15 protein-coding genes are annotated in these 16,961 nt (G+C 39.4%); 9 read left to right on the top strand and 6 right to left on the bottom strand.

The window, feature by feature from the left end; translation table 11 throughout:
• Window positions 1-101 precede the first annotated feature (101 nt).
• The 3 genes from ACX1N5_RS08815 to ACX1N5_RS08805 all read left to right on the top strand — a co-directional run bounded on the left by ACX1N5_RS08815 (window position 102) and on the right by ACX1N5_RS08805 (window position 2,978).
• On the top strand, window positions 102-1,880 hold the full coding sequence (locus ACX1N5_RS08815) for an acyl-CoA dehydrogenase C-terminal domain-containing protein (protein WP_458801361.1): 1,779 nt from the start codon (window positions 102-104) through the stop codon (window positions 1,878-1,880).
• 119 nt (window positions 1,881-1,999) lie between these two features.
• Complete coding sequence (locus ACX1N5_RS08810) at window positions 2,000-2,485, top strand: phosphate-starvation-inducible protein PsiE (protein ID WP_004749699.1); 486 nt, start codon at window positions 2,000-2,002, stop codon at window positions 2,483-2,485.
• A 46-nt stretch (window positions 2,486-2,531) separates the two neighbouring features.
• Entirely contained in the window at window positions 2,532-2,978 is a 447-nt protein-coding gene (locus ACX1N5_RS08805) for a hypothetical protein (protein ID WP_004749700.1), read from the top strand.
• Window positions 2,979-3,123: 145 nt separating this feature from the next.
• Here the strand turns inward: ACX1N5_RS08805 and ACX1N5_RS08800 are convergent, their stop codons facing one another.
• Window positions 3,124-4,587 (bottom strand): phospholipase D family protein, encoded by a 1,464-nt coding sequence (locus ACX1N5_RS08800; RefSeq protein ID WP_458801364.1) that lies wholly within the window; start codon window positions 4,585-4,587, stop codon window positions 3,124-3,126.
• 103 nt (window positions 4,588-4,690) lie between these two features.
• Window positions 4,691-6,706 (bottom strand): zinc piracy TonB-dependent receptor ZnuD, encoded by a 2,016-nt coding sequence (gene znuD / locus ACX1N5_RS08795; protein ID WP_458801366.1) that lies wholly within the window; start codon window positions 6,704-6,706, stop codon window positions 4,691-4,693.
• A gap of 133 nt (window positions 6,707-6,839) precedes the next feature.
• On the opposite strand from znuD, the gene ACX1N5_RS08790 reads away from it, so the two are divergent.
• From ACX1N5_RS08790 to ACX1N5_RS08765, 6 genes are all read left to right on the top strand, one after another.
• Window positions 6,840-7,601, top strand: a complete 762-nt coding sequence (locus ACX1N5_RS08790) for a DUF4184 family protein (protein WP_458801368.1) — start codon at window positions 6,840-6,842, stop codon at window positions 7,599-7,601.
• 132 nt (window positions 7,602-7,733) lie between these two features.
• A complete protein-coding gene (gene aspS / locus ACX1N5_RS08785; protein WP_458801370.1) occupies window positions 7,734-9,521 on the top strand; it encodes an aspartate--tRNA ligase in 1,788 nt (595 codons plus the stop codon).
• Between the two features lie 313 nt (window positions 9,522-9,834).
• Window positions 9,835-10,719, top strand: a complete 885-nt coding sequence (locus ACX1N5_RS08780) for a lysophospholipid acyltransferase family protein (RefSeq protein WP_131381240.1) — start codon at window positions 9,835-9,837, stop codon at window positions 10,717-10,719.
• A gap of 147 nt (window positions 10,720-10,866) precedes the next feature.
• Window positions 10,867-11,085 carry a hypothetical protein gene (locus tag ACX1N5_RS08775; RefSeq protein WP_004749707.1) on the top strand — a complete coding sequence of 73 codons (219 nt, stop codon included), beginning with the start codon at window positions 10,867-10,869 and terminating at the stop codon, window positions 11,083-11,085.
• A gap of 42 nt (window positions 11,086-11,127) precedes the next feature.
• A complete protein-coding gene (locus ACX1N5_RS08770; protein WP_458801372.1) occupies window positions 11,128-12,180 on the top strand; it encodes a glycosyltransferase family protein in 1,053 nt (350 codons plus the stop codon).
• Window positions 12,173-13,015 carry a glycosyltransferase family 25 protein gene (locus ACX1N5_RS08765; RefSeq protein WP_458801374.1) on the top strand — a complete coding sequence of 281 codons (843 nt, stop codon included), beginning with the start codon at window positions 12,173-12,175 and terminating at the stop codon, window positions 13,013-13,015. The genes ACX1N5_RS08770 and ACX1N5_RS08765 overlap by 8 nt, the downstream gene beginning before the upstream one ends.
• 3 nt (window positions 13,016-13,018) lie before the next feature.
• Here the strand turns inward: ACX1N5_RS08765 and ACX1N5_RS08760 are convergent, their stop codons facing one another.
• From ACX1N5_RS08760 to ACX1N5_RS08745, 4 genes are all read right to left on the bottom strand, one after another.
• Window positions 13,019-14,053 (bottom strand): glycosyltransferase family 2 protein, encoded by a 1,035-nt coding sequence (locus ACX1N5_RS08760; RefSeq protein WP_458801376.1) that lies wholly within the window; start codon window positions 14,051-14,053, stop codon window positions 13,019-13,021.
• Between the two features lie 20 nt (window positions 14,054-14,073).
• A complete protein-coding gene (locus ACX1N5_RS08755) occupies window positions 14,074-14,922 on the bottom strand; it encodes a glycosyltransferase family 2 protein (protein ID WP_458801378.1) in 849 nt (282 codons plus the stop codon).
• 55 nt (window positions 14,923-14,977) lie between these two features.
• Window positions 14,978-15,715 (bottom strand): hypothetical protein, encoded by a 738-nt coding sequence (locus ACX1N5_RS08750; RefSeq protein WP_458801380.1) that lies wholly within the window; start codon window positions 15,713-15,715, stop codon window positions 14,978-14,980.
• Window positions 15,716-15,893: 178 nt separating this feature from the next.
• A complete protein-coding gene (locus tag ACX1N5_RS08745) occupies window positions 15,894-16,958 on the bottom strand; it encodes a glycosyltransferase family 4 protein (protein WP_458801382.1) in 1,065 nt (354 codons plus the stop codon).
• Between the last annotated feature and the right edge of the window lie 3 nt (window positions 16,959-16,961).

Raw genomic sequence — 16,961 nt, 5'->3', positions numbered from 1 at the left:
TTTTATGAAATGTCTTGCAACGATATTCTGGTGGCGATACACAATCCATCACTATAAAAATTGCTAGAGTTAAAACAAACACAAAAAACAGGTGAACAACAATGCCAATCTATAATGCCCCACTTGCCGATATGCGGTTTATTTTAAATGAGGTCTTTGATGCAGAACAGTTTTGGCAAAGCAATGAAAAGCTGGCACATTTAGATGCTGCAACTGCCGAGGCAATTTTAGAAGAAATGGCGAAATTTGCCAAAAATATCACCCTGCCACTCAACCGTAGTGGTGATGAACACGGCGCTCGCTATGCTGATGGCAAAGTGTCTACGCCAGAAGGTTTTCAAGCCGCATTTCAACAATATGCCGAAGGTGGCTGGATTGGTTTAAGTGCCGATGAAGAATGGGGCGGTCAAAGCATGCCAAAAATGCTGACTGTACTTTCAGATGAAATGATTTTTGCGACCAATCCTGCCTTTATGCTGTATCCACTACTCTCTGTAGGTGCAGGTATGGCACTGGTCAACTATGCTTCACAAGAGCAAAAAGAAACCTATTTGCCAAAAATCTACTCGGGTGAATGGTCAGGCACCATGTGTTTGACAGAACCACACGCAGGCACGGATTTGGGAATCATTAAAACCAAAGCTGAACCCAATGCCGATGGTAGCTACAACATCACAGGCACCAAGATTTTCATTACAGGTGGTGACCACGACCTCACGAAAAACATCATTCACCTTGTGTTGGCCAAAACCCCAAATGCGTCTGCGGGCTCACGCGGAATTTCATTGTTTATTGTGCCGAAATATCTGGTCAACCCAGATGGCTCTTTGGGCGAGCGTAATCATGTCACTCCAGGTTCAATCGAACATAAAATGGGAATCAAAGCTTCAGCCACCTGCGTCATGAACTTCGATGCTGCCAAAGGCTTTTTGGTCGGCAAAGAAAATGAGGGCTTGGCGGCGATGTTCGTGATGATGAACTATGAACGTTTGTCGATGGGGATTCAGGGTTTAGGTGCTTCCGAGTTTGCCTACCAAAATGCCGCGCAATACGCGACAGACCGACTGCAAGGTCGCAGCGCTACAGGCGTGAAAAGTCCTGACAAACCTGCGGACAGTATTTTGGTACATGGTGATGTACGCCGCATGTTACTCAATGCCCGCGCCAACAACGAAGCCTCACGTGCCTTTGCGGTCTATGTGGGACAACAACTCGACATTACCAAGTTCTCAACCGATGCCGAAGCTGTTCGCAAAGCCAATAACCGTGTTGCCCTGCTCACCCCAATTGCTAAAGCGTATTTAACCGATACGGCTTTTAATGCCGTACTCGATGCGCAAATGTGTTTTGGTGGACATGGTTATATCGCTGAATGGGGCATGGAACAATGTGTGCGTGATCTGCGGATTGCCCAGATTTATGAGGGAACCAATGGTATTCAGTCCCAAGATTTAATCGGTCGTAAGGTCATTAAAAACAAAGGCGAATTCTTATATGAATACATTGAAGAAATCCGTAATTTTGTACATGACCTCGATATCGAGCTTAATTTTATTAAAGACTTGACTCTCGATGCATGTCTTGAAGTTGAAGCCATCACCCAACGTGTGATTGAACAAGCCCAAGAAGACCCAGACTTTGCCAATGCCGTTGCGGTTGATTATTTGCATGTGGTGGGTCTACTCAGCTTTGCCTATATGTTTGCCAAAATTGCGCATGTGGCACAGCAAAAACAAGGCGAGTTTTATGCCAACAAACTGCGTCTTGCCCAATATTATATTGAAAAAGTTTTACCTGAGCTCAACAGCCGTTTTGCCAAGATTAATGCTGGCTCAAGCGTGATGATGCAATTTGACCCTGCTTACTTCACTGAGCAATAATTTGCTTCCATTCTAAAAAAATGCCTGATTCATCAGGCATTTTTTTATTTTATGATTTGTCATGAATTTTGCATGATGATAACTTAATCTAACAATAGATCGAATAAAGGTGTCATCTCATGCCCACTCCCAAAGATAAGATCGATCAAGTTCAACCATTCTTAGATCGTATTGGTCATTTGGCTGTTGAAAGTTTTCATTATCTGGCCTTGTTTATTATTGGCTGTATGATCGCATGGTCAGCCGTGCACACCACTATTGGTATTTTTACTGAAAAAAACTACGCCAGTATTGATGATATTTTACTATTATTTATCTATTTAGAACTTGGAGCAATGGTCGGGATTTATTTTAAAACCAACCACATGCCTGTTCGTTTTCTGATTTATGTTGCAATTACCGCCCTGACCCGCCTGCTGATTTCCGTAATTCAGCACGACCATAAAGCCTCTCTAGACTTGCTGATTGTGACAAGCTCAATCCTGATTCTGGCAGTAGCGATTTTGATTGTGCGTTATGCTTCTTGGCATTATCCATCAGCAATTAGAGAAAAAAATGAAACTGTCAGCAAAAAACTACAGCCTCAGGATGATGAACTGGCATAATAATTGTCAGATATATTGATCAAATGAAAAAAGAGAGCTGAGGAAAGTGTCTAATTTAAATTTTGAACGTCTAGAGCAATTTTTTGCCAAAGTTCCAAGTGTGCAAACCAGCCGTATTGTGGGGCATGGTGATGATGGACAACATGCATGGTGGTTTAAGTTTTTTATTGATCTTGAGCATCCTTTAGCTTGGCAAACCGTACAGGAACTTGGACATGTTTTGAATTACTTATCCACCAATGAGCGTCTACCAACCCAGTTTCTGCCAGTATCGCCACCACCGTATATGAATGGTGAAGCCAAAGACTTTCTGGCTTGGGTGATTCAGTGCAACCATGCTGACTTTTCACCTGACGTGGTTTGTGACTGGCTCGAAGCACGCTTACCCAACCCTGTTGATGATGAAAGTCAGTGGAAAATCAAAACAGATTTAAGCGAAATCGAATCACTGGATGACAAGGCACTCGACCAACTCATTCCACCTCAAAGTTAATGATTTAAAATACAAAAAAAGAGAGGTTATATACCTCTCTTTTTTTATTTTAGTTTGCATCTTGCATCTTGCATCATGCGTTACAGCCTGTTTATTTTTCTGCTATAGGCATAAATACAAGAGCTTGATGAATGAAGCCTAAACTTTAGAATGTCGACAACCCTGACCATTCCATAAAACGATATAAGGCATATTTCAGTTTCGAGCTATCTGCATACTTGCTGTAATCCACACTAATTTGGCGACCATTCAGGTTTTCCCAAGCCGTATTAAAATAGCGCTGTGCGTCAACAAACACAGGGGTCTGTGTCGCACCAATCACACGCAAATCAGTTTCCAGATTGTAGTTTTTCAAATTGCGTGCGGTAAAATTGGCTGAACCAAGTAGCAACTCAGATTGCGTCGCATTGTGCTTTAACAGCATTTTAGTGTGAGCCTGCTCACCATGCGTGTCATTCCAACGAATCTGAATCCCCGCATCATGCAATTCTGCTGCAACTTCACGGTTTGGAATTCCGTTTTTCTTTAAACCAAAAGCATCTTTATTCGGATCGAGTAACACACGAATCTGTACGCCACGGCGTTTGGCTTGTTTCAAAGCATCAATAATTTTGCGTTCTGACAAGTAGAACATCGCCAGATCAATATGATCTTGTGGTTTTGCGGTATTGATCATGTTCAGTGCTGCCCGATAAATCGCAGCTTCGGTGAGCACCTGAACCTGTGGCAGATTTTTTGCACCTTCTTGCTGCCCAATAATCACGACACCCATGTCCCCTTGTGACATTTCTGCTACGGGTTGCTCTGAGTTTAAAATATCGACAGCCACGGGGCCTGATACCAGTAAAGCGACATTGTCATGATGTGAACTCCCATCATGCGGATTGGCCGAGGTCACCAAACCTTTCCAGCCCTGATCGGTATCGACTACAATCGTTTTACGATGATTAGCTTTAAAATTCAGCAAGTTAAAATAACTGCGCAGCGTCACCTTGCCTTGTCCAAATGGATTCGGTAACCAGCCTGCTTGCGGATTATTGCCTGCACTCTGACAGCACAGATACCAGAAACCAGACCATATAGGATTCGGTGTTCGTAGCGGTGTTAGATTGGTTTCAATCACATCAACACCTGCCTGACGCAACTTGCGATAGTGTTCAGGTGCAAGCCCACCATACACCGAGTTGATCGGGTCGGTAATGACTTTAATTTCGATATTTGGAGATTGAATGCGCTTTCTAATCAGCGCTTGTGTGAGCTCTTGTGTCAAATGTCGTTGAGACTGGGCATGTTCGCCCATTTCGTCATTAAACAAAAACATATCAATGACAATTGTGGTCTTAGCCTGCTCAACCAAACTCAGCATTTGATTAAAAATACGCTGATCTTGTTGTACTTTTCCTGTTGCATCAACATAAGTTTCGTCGGCAAAAAACTGCACATCGGCATGCTGCAATGCGCCCGTATAGTCAATCCCGCGTGGCAACGGTTTGACCGTATGGTACACTGCAGAAGAAGCATAGCCAATAAAGAAAATACCAGCGAGCAGCCCTGCATAATGGCGGGGAGACCATTGTAACTTATCATTAATTCTGTGAAATATGCGCATAAAAATAAACCTAACCCAATAGCGTCAGGCTAGGTTCTCTCTCAGATTTTTTCAAGAGTAATTTCGTGATGGGAAGCACTCCTGTCACGAATTCGGCTGCATCTTAGAAGTTAAAATCTACACCAACGGTAAAGTTACGCCCCACTTGTGGCACATTGGCAAGGAACGATTCATGCTGATAGACTTTGGAATCCAGCAAGTTGTTGGCTTGAGCATATAAACGATAGCCTGTTTTCGGGTTGACTTGTCCTGTATATGCCAAACCCAGATTTAACATGTTGTAGCCTTTGGTGGCAGTTTCATAATTGGCAATATCATCCTGATTAAACACATGATAATACTCTGCTGTTGCTGAGTAGCCATCACCAAAGTCTGCTTTAAAACGTGTCCCTAAACGCCCCCCCGGAATACGTGGTGCATTGCCTTGATTATCGAGTTTGCCACGCACATAGTCACCAAACAGACCTGCATTCCAGACAGGTGAAAGCTGATAACTCAAGTCCGCATCAACACCATAAAAACGCGCTTGTGCCTGACTATATTGAATCAAACGAAAATCCTGATATTGATCGAGCGTTTTGGCATAAATAAAGTTATCAAACCAGTTCTGGAACACGCTAACGTTATATTTCAAACGGTCATTGTTAAAGTGCAGCCCCAATTCAAGATTATTGGATTTCTCTTTATTTAAATTGTCATTGCCCAATTCATAGGTATTGGTCGCCATGTGCTTGCCATCAGAATATAACTCCTGAGCAACGGGTAGACGTTCTTGATGCGATGCAGTCAGTGACAGCTTATAGTTTGGAATAAACTCCCAACTGGTTGAACCTGCAAGCGAATAAGCTGTACCACTGTAGTCTTTTTGGGTGGAATCAATATTGATATTTTGCTGGTCAATCCGCGATGACACTTCAAAATTCAGATTATTGAGCCGCTTTTGTTGTAACGCAAATAGGCTGTATTTTTTGGTGGTGTTCGGATTCATCAACGATTCATCACCATTGATACTGAGTTTTTGCTGGGTAAACTGTGTTCCAATTTGCCCTGTCCAGCCCGCCCACGGGTTGTTGCTCAAGGTAATCCGCGCATCTGTCCCTTTACTGCTAAAGCGAGTGTCTGGAGTATCACCCGCCATTTCAGTATGTTGATAATCGGTATAGTTGGCTTGAGCCGACAATTTGTTAAAACCTGCAAATGGATCTTTCAACTCAGTTTTAATGTCGTAGCGTTTTTCCTTTAAGTTAATCCAGCCTTGTGCATCATCCCCACCAGCCACTGCTGTACCGCAACCGACTAAACTGTTGCCGCTGCGCTCACAGGTACTATAAAGTTCGTTATCGGCAGGAATACCATATTGGTCATGACGCTGGCTAAAGGAAATTCCTGTATATCCACGATCATAAATCCACGACAGGCCCACATTGTAGTCTTTGGAATCTGCAAAAGTGCTGTCCTGACGACGATCTTCGCTTTGCAGATCTTTTGGCAAGATATAGTTATTGGCATCGCGTTTTAAGCCACCCAAACGCAGCGCAAACTGATCGCCTAATCCAATCGTGGCATTGCCAGAATACAGCAGTTCATCACTGCCTGAGTTATAGCGCACGCCTGCACGACCGCTATAGCCTCCTTCAGGCATTTTCGCTGGAATCTTGTCATCCACCACATTGATCAAACCACCGACAGATCCCGCAGCATACAACAAAGCTTCAGGGCCTTTAAGAATCTGAATTTCCTGTGCCGAATTCGGATCTACCGTCACTGCATGGTCAGGTGACACTGAAGAAACATCCAGCGCATCGCCACCATTTTGGGTAATTTTGACACGTGCCCCATCTTGTCCACGAATCACAGGGCGACTCACCCCGCCTGTGTACTGTGCCGAATAAACCCCCGCCTGACCATTTAAAGCATTACCAATCGTAGTTGCGCCTTCAATCAAGGTTTTCTGATCGACAACAACATCACCAGCAGTTGAATTTACTTTTGGTTTTTTAGTGACATGAACCTGAATAGTAGGTAAATCACTTTCTTCCACAGGTGCATCTTGTGCCATGACGTGTTGAATCGCCAGCGATAAAATGGAAAGAGCAAACACATGTTTCTTAAAAGGCATTGTAGGCATCCAGTGCTAAATTTGTTGTTATATTATAACGTATCTCTTTATTTACAAGACTCATTCGTGCTTTATCTGGAATTCCGTTAAAATTTTACTTTTCTATTCCTAAATTATTATTATGGCATTTACTGTGTCGCACATGTTGTTTGCACCTGCGATCTATCGACTCAGTCAGCGGCAGTTTCCACTTGCTGCAACAGGCATTGGTTGTATGACCCCAGACCTGTTTCGCCTATTTACCCAACAGAACGTGATGATCAGTCATTTATGGCAAGGCTTGATTTTCCCTGATCTACTTATTGGTCTATTCTTTTCGGGCTTATGGTATGGTTTGTACCGCCCTGTGATTTTTACAGGTTTGGGGCTCATCGCACCACGTCCTCAATACAGCCTCAAATTTTTCATAACAACCATTTGTGCTATTTTACTGGGAACAATCAGCCATTTCTTTTGGGACAGCTTCACCCATCTAGACGTCCGCACATGGTTTGCACGCGATTTTTTACAGCAGCCAGTTGAAATTTTTAAACAACACAGTTACCCACTGCATTACATCTTACAAATCAGTACATCTTTGTTTGCTTTGCCTTGGCTATGGATTTGGTCAAAGCGTTATATCGCCAAATATCGGCAAAACTCCAGATTACCATCGTTCGCTCAACGACAATTTTTACAACGTTTATATGCTTGCGCATTACTCTGTGGCATTGGCATGCTGAGTGTTTATCTATCGCATCATTTTGAGTTTGGGGAAAATAACGATGAACTGATCGGACGGAGTTTTAAAGCCTTTGTACAAGGTTGGCTGCTGTGTTTTAGCATTGGTTGTGGCTTGTTTTTATGGAAATATTCACAAATTCAACCTGCTAAGAGATCGTTACCACCACATTAACATGTCTTGGCGATGGTTTTTTCGCACTAAACCTTGAGCAACATGACCTAAAAGGGCATAATCGCTGATTGATTCGCGGTACGCTGTTTACGTATACGCTCCTATTGCCAATATAGTTTGGATTTAAAAAACATGATGCGAACTCATTACTGCGGTTCTTTAACCGAAGCCCAAATTGACCAAACCGTGACCCTCTGCGGTTGGGTACACCGTCGTCGCGATCACGGTGGTGTGATCTTCCTTGATATGCGTGACCGTGATGGTCTTGTGCAAGTGGTTATTGACCCAGATACTCCTGAAGCTTTCGCAACAGCAGATAAAGCACGTTCTGAATTTGTATTAAAAATTACAGGTCGTGTCCGCCGCCGTTATGCAGGCACAGAAAATGCCAATATGGTGAGCGGTCAAATCGAAGTTTTGGGTAAAGAGATTGAAGTTCTTGCTGCTTCTGAAACACCTCCATTCCCACTGAATGACGAAAACACCAACATTTCTGAAGAAATTCGTTTGAAATACCGTTTCTTGGACATCCGTCGTCCTGAAATGCTAGATCGTTTACGTTTCCGTTCTAAAGTCACTAACCTGATCCGTAACTACTTTGAAGATCACGGTTTCCTAGACGTTGAAACACCGATCTTGACACGTGCAACCCCAGAAGGTGCGCGCGACTATCTCGTTCCAAGCCGTGTTTCAAATGGTAGCTTTTATGCGCTTCCACAGTCACCACAATTGTTCAAACAGTTGTTGATGGTCGGTGGTATTGACCGTTATTACCAAATCGCAAAATGTTTCCGTGACGAAGACTTGCGTGCAGACCGTCAGCCTGAATTTACCCAAATCGACGTTGAAACATCGTTCATGAGTGACGATGACATCATGGATTTGATGGAAGGCTTAACAGTTAAAATGTTTAAAGAATTGTTGAATGTTCAATTCGACAAATTTGAACGTATGACCTATGCCGATGCAATGCGTGACTATGCATCTGACAAACCAGATATGCGTATTCCGTTGAAACTGGTTGACGTTGCAGACTTGATGCAAGACGTTGAATTCAAGGTTTTCGCAGGTCCTGCTAAAGATCCTAAAGGTCGTATTGTGGCTTTACGCGTTCCAAGCGCAGGTTCACTTCCACGTAGTGCTATCGATGAATACACCAAATTCGTAAGCATCTACGGTGCAAAAGGCTTGGCTTATATCAAAGTCAACGAACTTGAAAAAGGTATCGAAGGCCTTCAATCTCCAATCGTGAAATTCATCGAGCCAATCGTGCTTGATTTGTTGAAACGTGTTGGTGCTGAAAATGGCGACATCGTATTCTTCGGTGCAGACAAAGCCAAAGTTGTAAATGACGCAATGGGCGCACTTCGTGTGAAAATTGGTCATGACCTTAAACTTGCAACTTGCGAGTGGGCGCCACTTTGGGTTATTGATTTCCCAATGTTCGAAGAAACTGACGATGGCAAATGGACGTCTGTTCACCATCCATTCACGCTACCAAAATCTTCCGTTGAAGAGGTTAAAAACAACCCCGGCGAAGCATTGTCTGTAGCGTATGACATGGTCTTGAACGGTACTGAAATCGGTGGTGGTTCACTTCGTATCTATACTTTAGAAATGCAAAAAGCCATTTTTGAAGCGTTGGGTATTAGCGAAGAAGAAGCCGAAGAAAAATTCAGCTTCTTGTTAAATGCGTTGAAATATGGTGCACCTCCGCACGGTGGTTTGGCATTTGGTTTAGACCGTCTTGTTATGCTCATGACTGGCGCTTCTTCAATTCGTGATGTGATTGCATTCCCGAAAACTAAAACTGCTGAATGTCCATTGACTCAAGCCCCTGCACCAGTTGAAGCGAATCAATTGCGTGATTTAGGTATTCGTTTACGTGAAAAACCAAAAGCTGAAGCGAAAGAAGCTTAATCTTTGACTTCGCTAAAAAAACCCTGCCTCGTGCAGGGTTTTTTCTTTGAATACATAGAAATTCTTCTTAAAAAATGCCACTTTTAACAATCGGGTTTCAAATTTCCTTTTGAATTTTTCCCCAATCACGCTTACAGTACGCGGCGATAGTCTATATTCTGCTGCAACGGTTTCTGCTCTAATTATTCTATTGATCAATTTATTTTGTTTTTAAGATGCTCATCTCTTTTTGATTTTATCTCTCTTAGATTTTTAAGTTTCTTTGCAAAATTTTCTCTCACCATATCTTTTAAAAAGATTCTTGAATCAAAATATGGCTATTTATTTATTACTCAAATTTATTGCAATTTTTCCACTGCCATTTTTACAAAAAATCGCGACTTGGGCTGCTTATATCCTCTTCCACACCAACTCCTCCATCAAACGGATTACCACGATTAATCTGGAGTTGGCTTATCCAGAACTTGAGCAGACTGTTCTACAAGAACGCATTCGCCTGAGTATCCAAAGCCAATGTCTGACATATATCGAATTTGTGAAATGCTGGGGAATGCCACCTCAATATAGCCTTGACTTACTCAAGAATGTTCATGGTGCCGATCTGTTAGAAAAGGCTTTAGCCAATAAAAAAGGCGTCATTGTAGTTATTCCTCATTTTGGTTGTTGGGAACTCTTAAACGCATGGCTAAACATATATACACAACCGATGATTATGTATAAACCCAGCAAAACCAAGGGAATGAATCGCTATATTTTGGATGCACGCCAAAAATTTAATGCGACCTTAGTGCCAACAGATAAAGTAGGCATACGCCAGATTTTTAAACATCTTAAACAGGGCGGTCTCACCGTGGTTTTACCCGATCATTTACCAAAACCATCTGGTGGAATTTATTCTCTGTTTTTTCAACAAAATACATTGTCAGCAACCTTGGTATCTAAAATGGCGGCTCAGACTCAATGTAATGTGATCGGTTTAAGCTGTATCCGGAATAGTGAACTGTCGAGCTTTGATGTGCATTGCACCGAATTACCGCAAACCATTCTCTCGAAAGATTTACAGCAGTCTGTCGATAGTTTGAATCTCACCATGCAAGAGATGGTTAATACCGCTCCCGAACAATACATCTGGTCGTACAAGCGTTTCAGAAATTGTTACGGCAATATTAATATTTATCGCAAGCAATCAATAACTTAAATTTTAGTGCGTAGATCTGGTGATTGAGAAAACTCGGCTAGAAATTTATATGAATCTGTATTGCCTTCAGTCAATTATTTTTATTCATTTGAGCTCAATTCTTAACAGTGGCATAATAAAGTGCTTTTTTTATATCAGGTGAAAACCATGGCTATGCGTCCAGAAGTCCGCCGTCGTTCCTTGGTGGTGATTGTGTTTTCTTTAGCCCAATGGGGCATTATGAACTATATTATTCATAATCAGCTTATGAACATCACCACAAGCCAACGTGTTTTATACTTCTGTTTCAGCAGCTTATCTGCTGCCCTACTCATTTTCTGTGCACTTATTTATATGGTGCTGAAGGGTAATGCAGATAATCAGTAAAACCTAGATTCTTGTTCATCTTCTTATTATGGAACAGTAACATTGCGCCATTCATCTTTAAAAATCTTGCATATTGCAAATTTCAAAACTGACAATAATGGCTCAATGTTTTACAACACCGATGCCAAGATTCAACATGGTTTAATTGAGCTTGGGCACTATGTACATGCCTTTGACTATAAATACATGGTCAGAAAAAGTAATATTTTTAATACAACATCTCTATCTCATAAAAAGACCCATCAGCAACTGATTGAACTTTGTCAAAATGTTCACTTTGACCTGATTTTAATTGGGCATATCCATTTACCAAAAGAATTACTCAAGCAACTTAAAGCGATTCACCAAGCCAAAGTTGCCATGTGGTTTGTTGATCCAATCAACGAACCGCACCGTCTTGACCATTTCAAAGAAATGCATAGTGAAGTCGATCATGTCTTTGTTACAACGGCTGGACAGCACTTACAAAATTTATCTGAAGTCTGTGATCATCCTGTATTTGCATTTACGCCAAACCTGAGTTTACATTCGATTGAATATGCGCGTGAAGACTGGCTCAAATTTGACTATGACTGTATTTTCTGCGGTTCAAATAGCAAATATCCTGAACGTGAGCAATTTATTAGCCATTTAACCGAGCAACTTCCTGAGTTCAAATTTAAGCTTGGTGCATGTTTAGGACAACCGTCTTTATTTGGGCATGAATATCAAGCTTCTGTCCGCAACAGTTTAATGGGCATTAACTACTCAAAGTATAATGATATTTATATGTATAGTAGTGACCGTCTTGCTCAGCTTACAGGAATGGGATGTTTAGTCTTTACCGCCCAAACACCAGGTCTGGCAGAATTATTTCCTGAAGATAGCGTGGTATATTTTCAAGATACTTCTGATTTACTTGAGAAATTAAAATACTATCAGCAGCATCCTGAAAAAGCTGTTGAAATTGCACAACGTGGTTATGCACTTGCACATTCAATTTTTGAAGCCAAGTATATTCTGCAACAATGGTTAAATTTGATTGATCAGCAGCCATTAAATTCTCCTTGGCAAGCTGAAATCTATGCTAAAGGGCAACGTATCACTCATGTCTAAGTCCGCGAAAGTTCTATTTATTTGTATTTCTCTCAAACAAAGCTTAGAACGTCGCAAAGCGATAGAGCTTGAATTTATCAAATTACGCCAAGCAGTTTCTGATATTGAAATTGAACTTGAGTTTTTTGATGCGATTTATGGTAAAGACTTGACTGCTGAAACACTTGCACTGATCAATATTGCACGTGAACAAGCGGGTCAGTGTAAACGCCCAATGAGCACAGGCGAAATCGGTTGTATGCTCAGTCACTTATTTTTGTGGCAACGCATTTCAGAGCAACGCTATGCAGCTTATGATCGTGTAGTGATTATTGAGGATGATGTTTATCTCGCTGCACATCACCAACATACAGCACAATTACATAGCATACTGAACAATCCTGCCGAGTTTATTTTTCTGAGTGGGCATTCTAAAAAAGCCCGTACCCGCATTTTAGGCTATGTCTCAGCAGATCAGACTTATTTCAATATGCTTGGTTCTCGTTATCAATATACGATGGCATGTGCCTATAGTATTACTCCGAATGAAGCAGGAAAACTGGTCAGAAAAATGCTGGCAAAAACTACGGTTGCCGATGACTGGAAATATTTACTCTCAGAACAATCTGAAATTCCATATTATTATTTCTTTGAACAAGGTGGCGAAAATGACAGCACTATTGAAGCTGTCGATCAAAATCGCCAAGCATTTCTTGCCCAATATAAGGAAAACCGATTTACTAAAAATGCTTATAAAATATGGCAAGATATTCAAACACGAATAGCTCTTATTCTTTCTTTTAGAAAAAAGAAGACCCTTGTAGAATATATCAACAATCTAGTTAAAAAATTATAAAAACTAGTGTAATCTTTTATAAATACTACGATAGATTTTTTGCTTTCTCGACTTAATTTTATTTATCATAGTACTCAGTTTCAGAATAACTAAACCCACTAATGATCTTTCTTTTTCCATCCAAAAAAGTTTAGATAGATTTTCAAAATTTGCAATTACGTTAAATAAAGGATCTCTATTTTTCCTCAAATTAAAGTATTTAATATCACTATCCAAATTTAATTGATCTAATACTGTTAACTCATATAAATCTAAAGAACTTTTAACTGAATAAACTCTACAGATATATTTCTCAAAAGATATTAATGCATTATTCTCTTTAATATAATTATATTCTTCTCTCCAATGTATTGCATAAGGATTTTTTTCATATAAAAAATCCTTATTTCTCACTAACATTGCTTGACTACCTATAATAATTTTATTTAGATAGTGATGAACTCCCCTATAAGGAAAATGAGCAAGCCAAATATCACTATTATTTTTTTTAATATCTTTATTTATTTTAGATGATAATCTATGATTTCCTTGACTAATAGAATAATCTAAATATCCGTCCTTATCATGAGAAAAAAATATCTTATCCCCATCTTTATTTTTTAATTTAAATCTTCTATTCATCGAAATAAAAATATCATCCTCTAAATTTTCTTGTGTCATAACATAATCATATCTCTCCAAGTTAAAAACTTGAGCTGGTTTTAAACAATTTAAAAAATTTGTACTATTAACAACTAAAAATTCATCTGCATCAAGTGCAAAAAACAAATCAAATTTTTTATTTATTTTAGATATTTGATGATAGGATTTTGTAGTTATTTCTGATTGCAAATGGGCTAAAGTATCATCTACCCACAACGTAATATTAAAACCTTCAGATATTAAGTGATTAATAATATCTACTGTTCCATCAGTAGAATTATTATCTATGATATATAAAGAATCTAAAAATTTCATATTCCATCTAATAAAATTTTCAATAATATCTTCTTCATTTTTAACCATAGAAAATCCTATAGCTATTTTATCCCCAATCATTTCACTACCTTTTCATAAAATTAACATCTCGGATGCTTACCACTTACAAATGTTTTAAGAACCAATTTAACCTCATGTAATGAGAATTTAGTTAACTTTCGATAAATTAATTTGAAAAGCTTTAGATTTCTGCTCCATGTACTTGAACTATAATATTTTAAAGTTAAGACATTTTCATAAATAAATTCATCTCTACGCCATGGTGTTAATTCTTCTTCAGTTAATGATAAAGAATGATTCAAATATGTGTTTGAGGAAAATTTAAATTGATAGCCTTGCTGAATAAACTGGTTCAGTCGTGTAAAAAAAGTCGTATCTACACCATAAAATGCAAAATGTGAATCAAAAATTTCGATATTTTTTTCCTTAAAAAACTCTTTAATACGATTAGAAATAACCAATCCAGAACCTACTGAATAGATTAAATTAGGCTGAATAATATCACCACGTTGGTTTAATAATTTAGAATTTACCATAGGAAAGCGTGGTTTCAAATCACAACGTGCACGGATTTCAGGCAGCTCTAAATCAACATCTTTTAAATTAAATAAAATATCCTGATATTGCTGATTAATTTCAGTATCATCATCAAATAATACATAATAATCAGCATCATAATCTTGAATAAAATCGTTATAAATCCAGCTAAGCGGTTTATTTTGCAATTGGTTCTGCAATGTAACTTGCTGATGAATCTGACTTAATTCCTGTATACATAGATCATTTTCTGAAATAGCTTCTGGGCCATTATTGACAATCAAAAGCTGAGACAAGGGGTATTTAAATTTCAGTAAATCATGAATAGTTAAAGACTTTTCTAACGTCTTACCATAAACAATCACAACAAGCGCGATTTTAAGCTGTGCCATTATGTATACTTACCTAACAATAAGCAGTTCTTATAGAGAACTGCTTTTCATTATCTTAAAAAATTTTTTTATACCACTGTTTAATTTTTGGCTTCTTCACAACACACCCGATATCATTAAATGATGTAGATGAAATAAAACCTTCCGTTGAGAAGCGATTATTTAACACATCATCACAACGCTGTAAAAATAGTTTTACATTATCAGCATGGCGGCTTTGAAATAAGTGATAGACACTGTTCGCAAAGACTGTTCCAATTCCATAATAGCCATAGTTACCTAATAACCAAATGCCTTCACGTGGTTCGCGCTCAAAGCAAGTTGGGTATAAGGTTCTATAACGAATGCCTTTTTTCTCTGCAATATAAGCCAGTTGTTCAGCAACATCAGCTTGTTTGTTTTGCATAAATGAAGGTTTACCAAGCGTTTGGTAACATGATGGTGTTATGAAAAAGAACGCTGGTGAAGCAAATATATGCATTGCAGGATGAATATGGTTCGATGCTTGAGCACAGCCGAGAAAAGTATCATGCTGATAAACATACTGAGCAGATTTCTCAACAATTTCACGATTTAGCGGAATTAAATCAGGTTCAATAATCGCCACCACTTTCGCTGTAGACTGACCAATGACTCGATCTAGCCATTCACCATGTGGCATATTTTCTTCGGTATATTTTACGTTTAACCCCAAATGTTGCATCACTTTTTTATGTGCAGCCAAAATATCCCGATCGAAATTATCCCAATGAAAAGAATGAAATTCAACTTCATCTAAGTTTAATAGTTCCATTCAGGAAACTCTCACATATTATAATCTTGCCGTATTATAGAAACATTTGTTGAAGATATTAGAAATATTTATTTATTTATACAAAGTTCTTACATAACTTGCTCCATTTGGCACACCTTCACAAAAAATAAAAGCCAAAATCAATATTGGCTTTTATCTCACTTAAATAGATTGATATCTAATTGCTTGCACGATAATACGCAACAACATGCTCTACAAATTGATTATGTGCTTTAGCAATCTGCTCAAAACAGTATTTTTCTAATGCCTCTTTTTTGCCTTGCTGAGCAAATTTTAAAGCTTCATCTGGATGTTGAATCAAATATTCAATACCATCTGCAAGACTTTGTGCATCATCAGCTTTGGCACACCAAGCATTTACGCCATGCTTTGCTGTTTGACGAATCCCGATATCATCCGTAGTGATCAGAGTTTTACCCCATGCAAAGGCATCTAAAATACCAATACCCTGAATTTCAGTAATTGATGGCAACGCCACAATATCGGCATTTTGTAATAGTGCAATTTTGTCTTCACCGCCAATCCAGCCTGGGAAACTGACTTTATCCAGTAACTGTAATTGTTCAGCCTGATGCTTATAGGTCGTGAGCATTTCACCTTGACCTGCCAGCACTGCAGTAAAATCCACACCCTTTTTACGTAAAATCGCTAAAGCGTCTATCAGCACATGAACGCCTTTATTGGGCACCATACGCGTTAACATCACAATACTTGGTGGAACACGAATTGGGCGTGGCTCAGCCACAACTTTGGGTAAATAAGTTAAATTAGAAATCACTTGCTGTGGTTTTGCAGCACGCTCTTCAGGCGTTTGGCGCTTTTGTACCAGCTCTTGTACATATGGCGTGATATGAATAAATGCATCGGCACGTAAGGTACGTTTGACGTTATGACTGTGGTTGACTGCAATTACTGGAATCTTTTTCAACATTCCCAACATGGCATTTTTAAATAACCAGACAGCTTTACCACTATGGGCAATAATCACATCTGGTTGCTGCTGCTCTATGAACTTACGAATTTTTAATGCCGCAGTGATACTGTAAAAACCTTTGTTCGGAATCACTGTGATTGGCCATTCACCACTTTTGAGATGCTGATTTTCAGTACCACGCAGCAAAACCACTTCATGCCCAAAGCTTTTTAAGGTATTAGCAATATCCAGCATTGCCTGCCAGCGACCACCTGTTGCATCGCCATAGACTGCATTAAGAACTTTCATAAC

It is taken from the genome of Acinetobacter sp. ANC 4636 (assembly GCF_054454555.1).
Note: the sequence above shows the minus strand (reverse complement) of the source record. Positions and strands in the feature narration are given on the sequence as shown.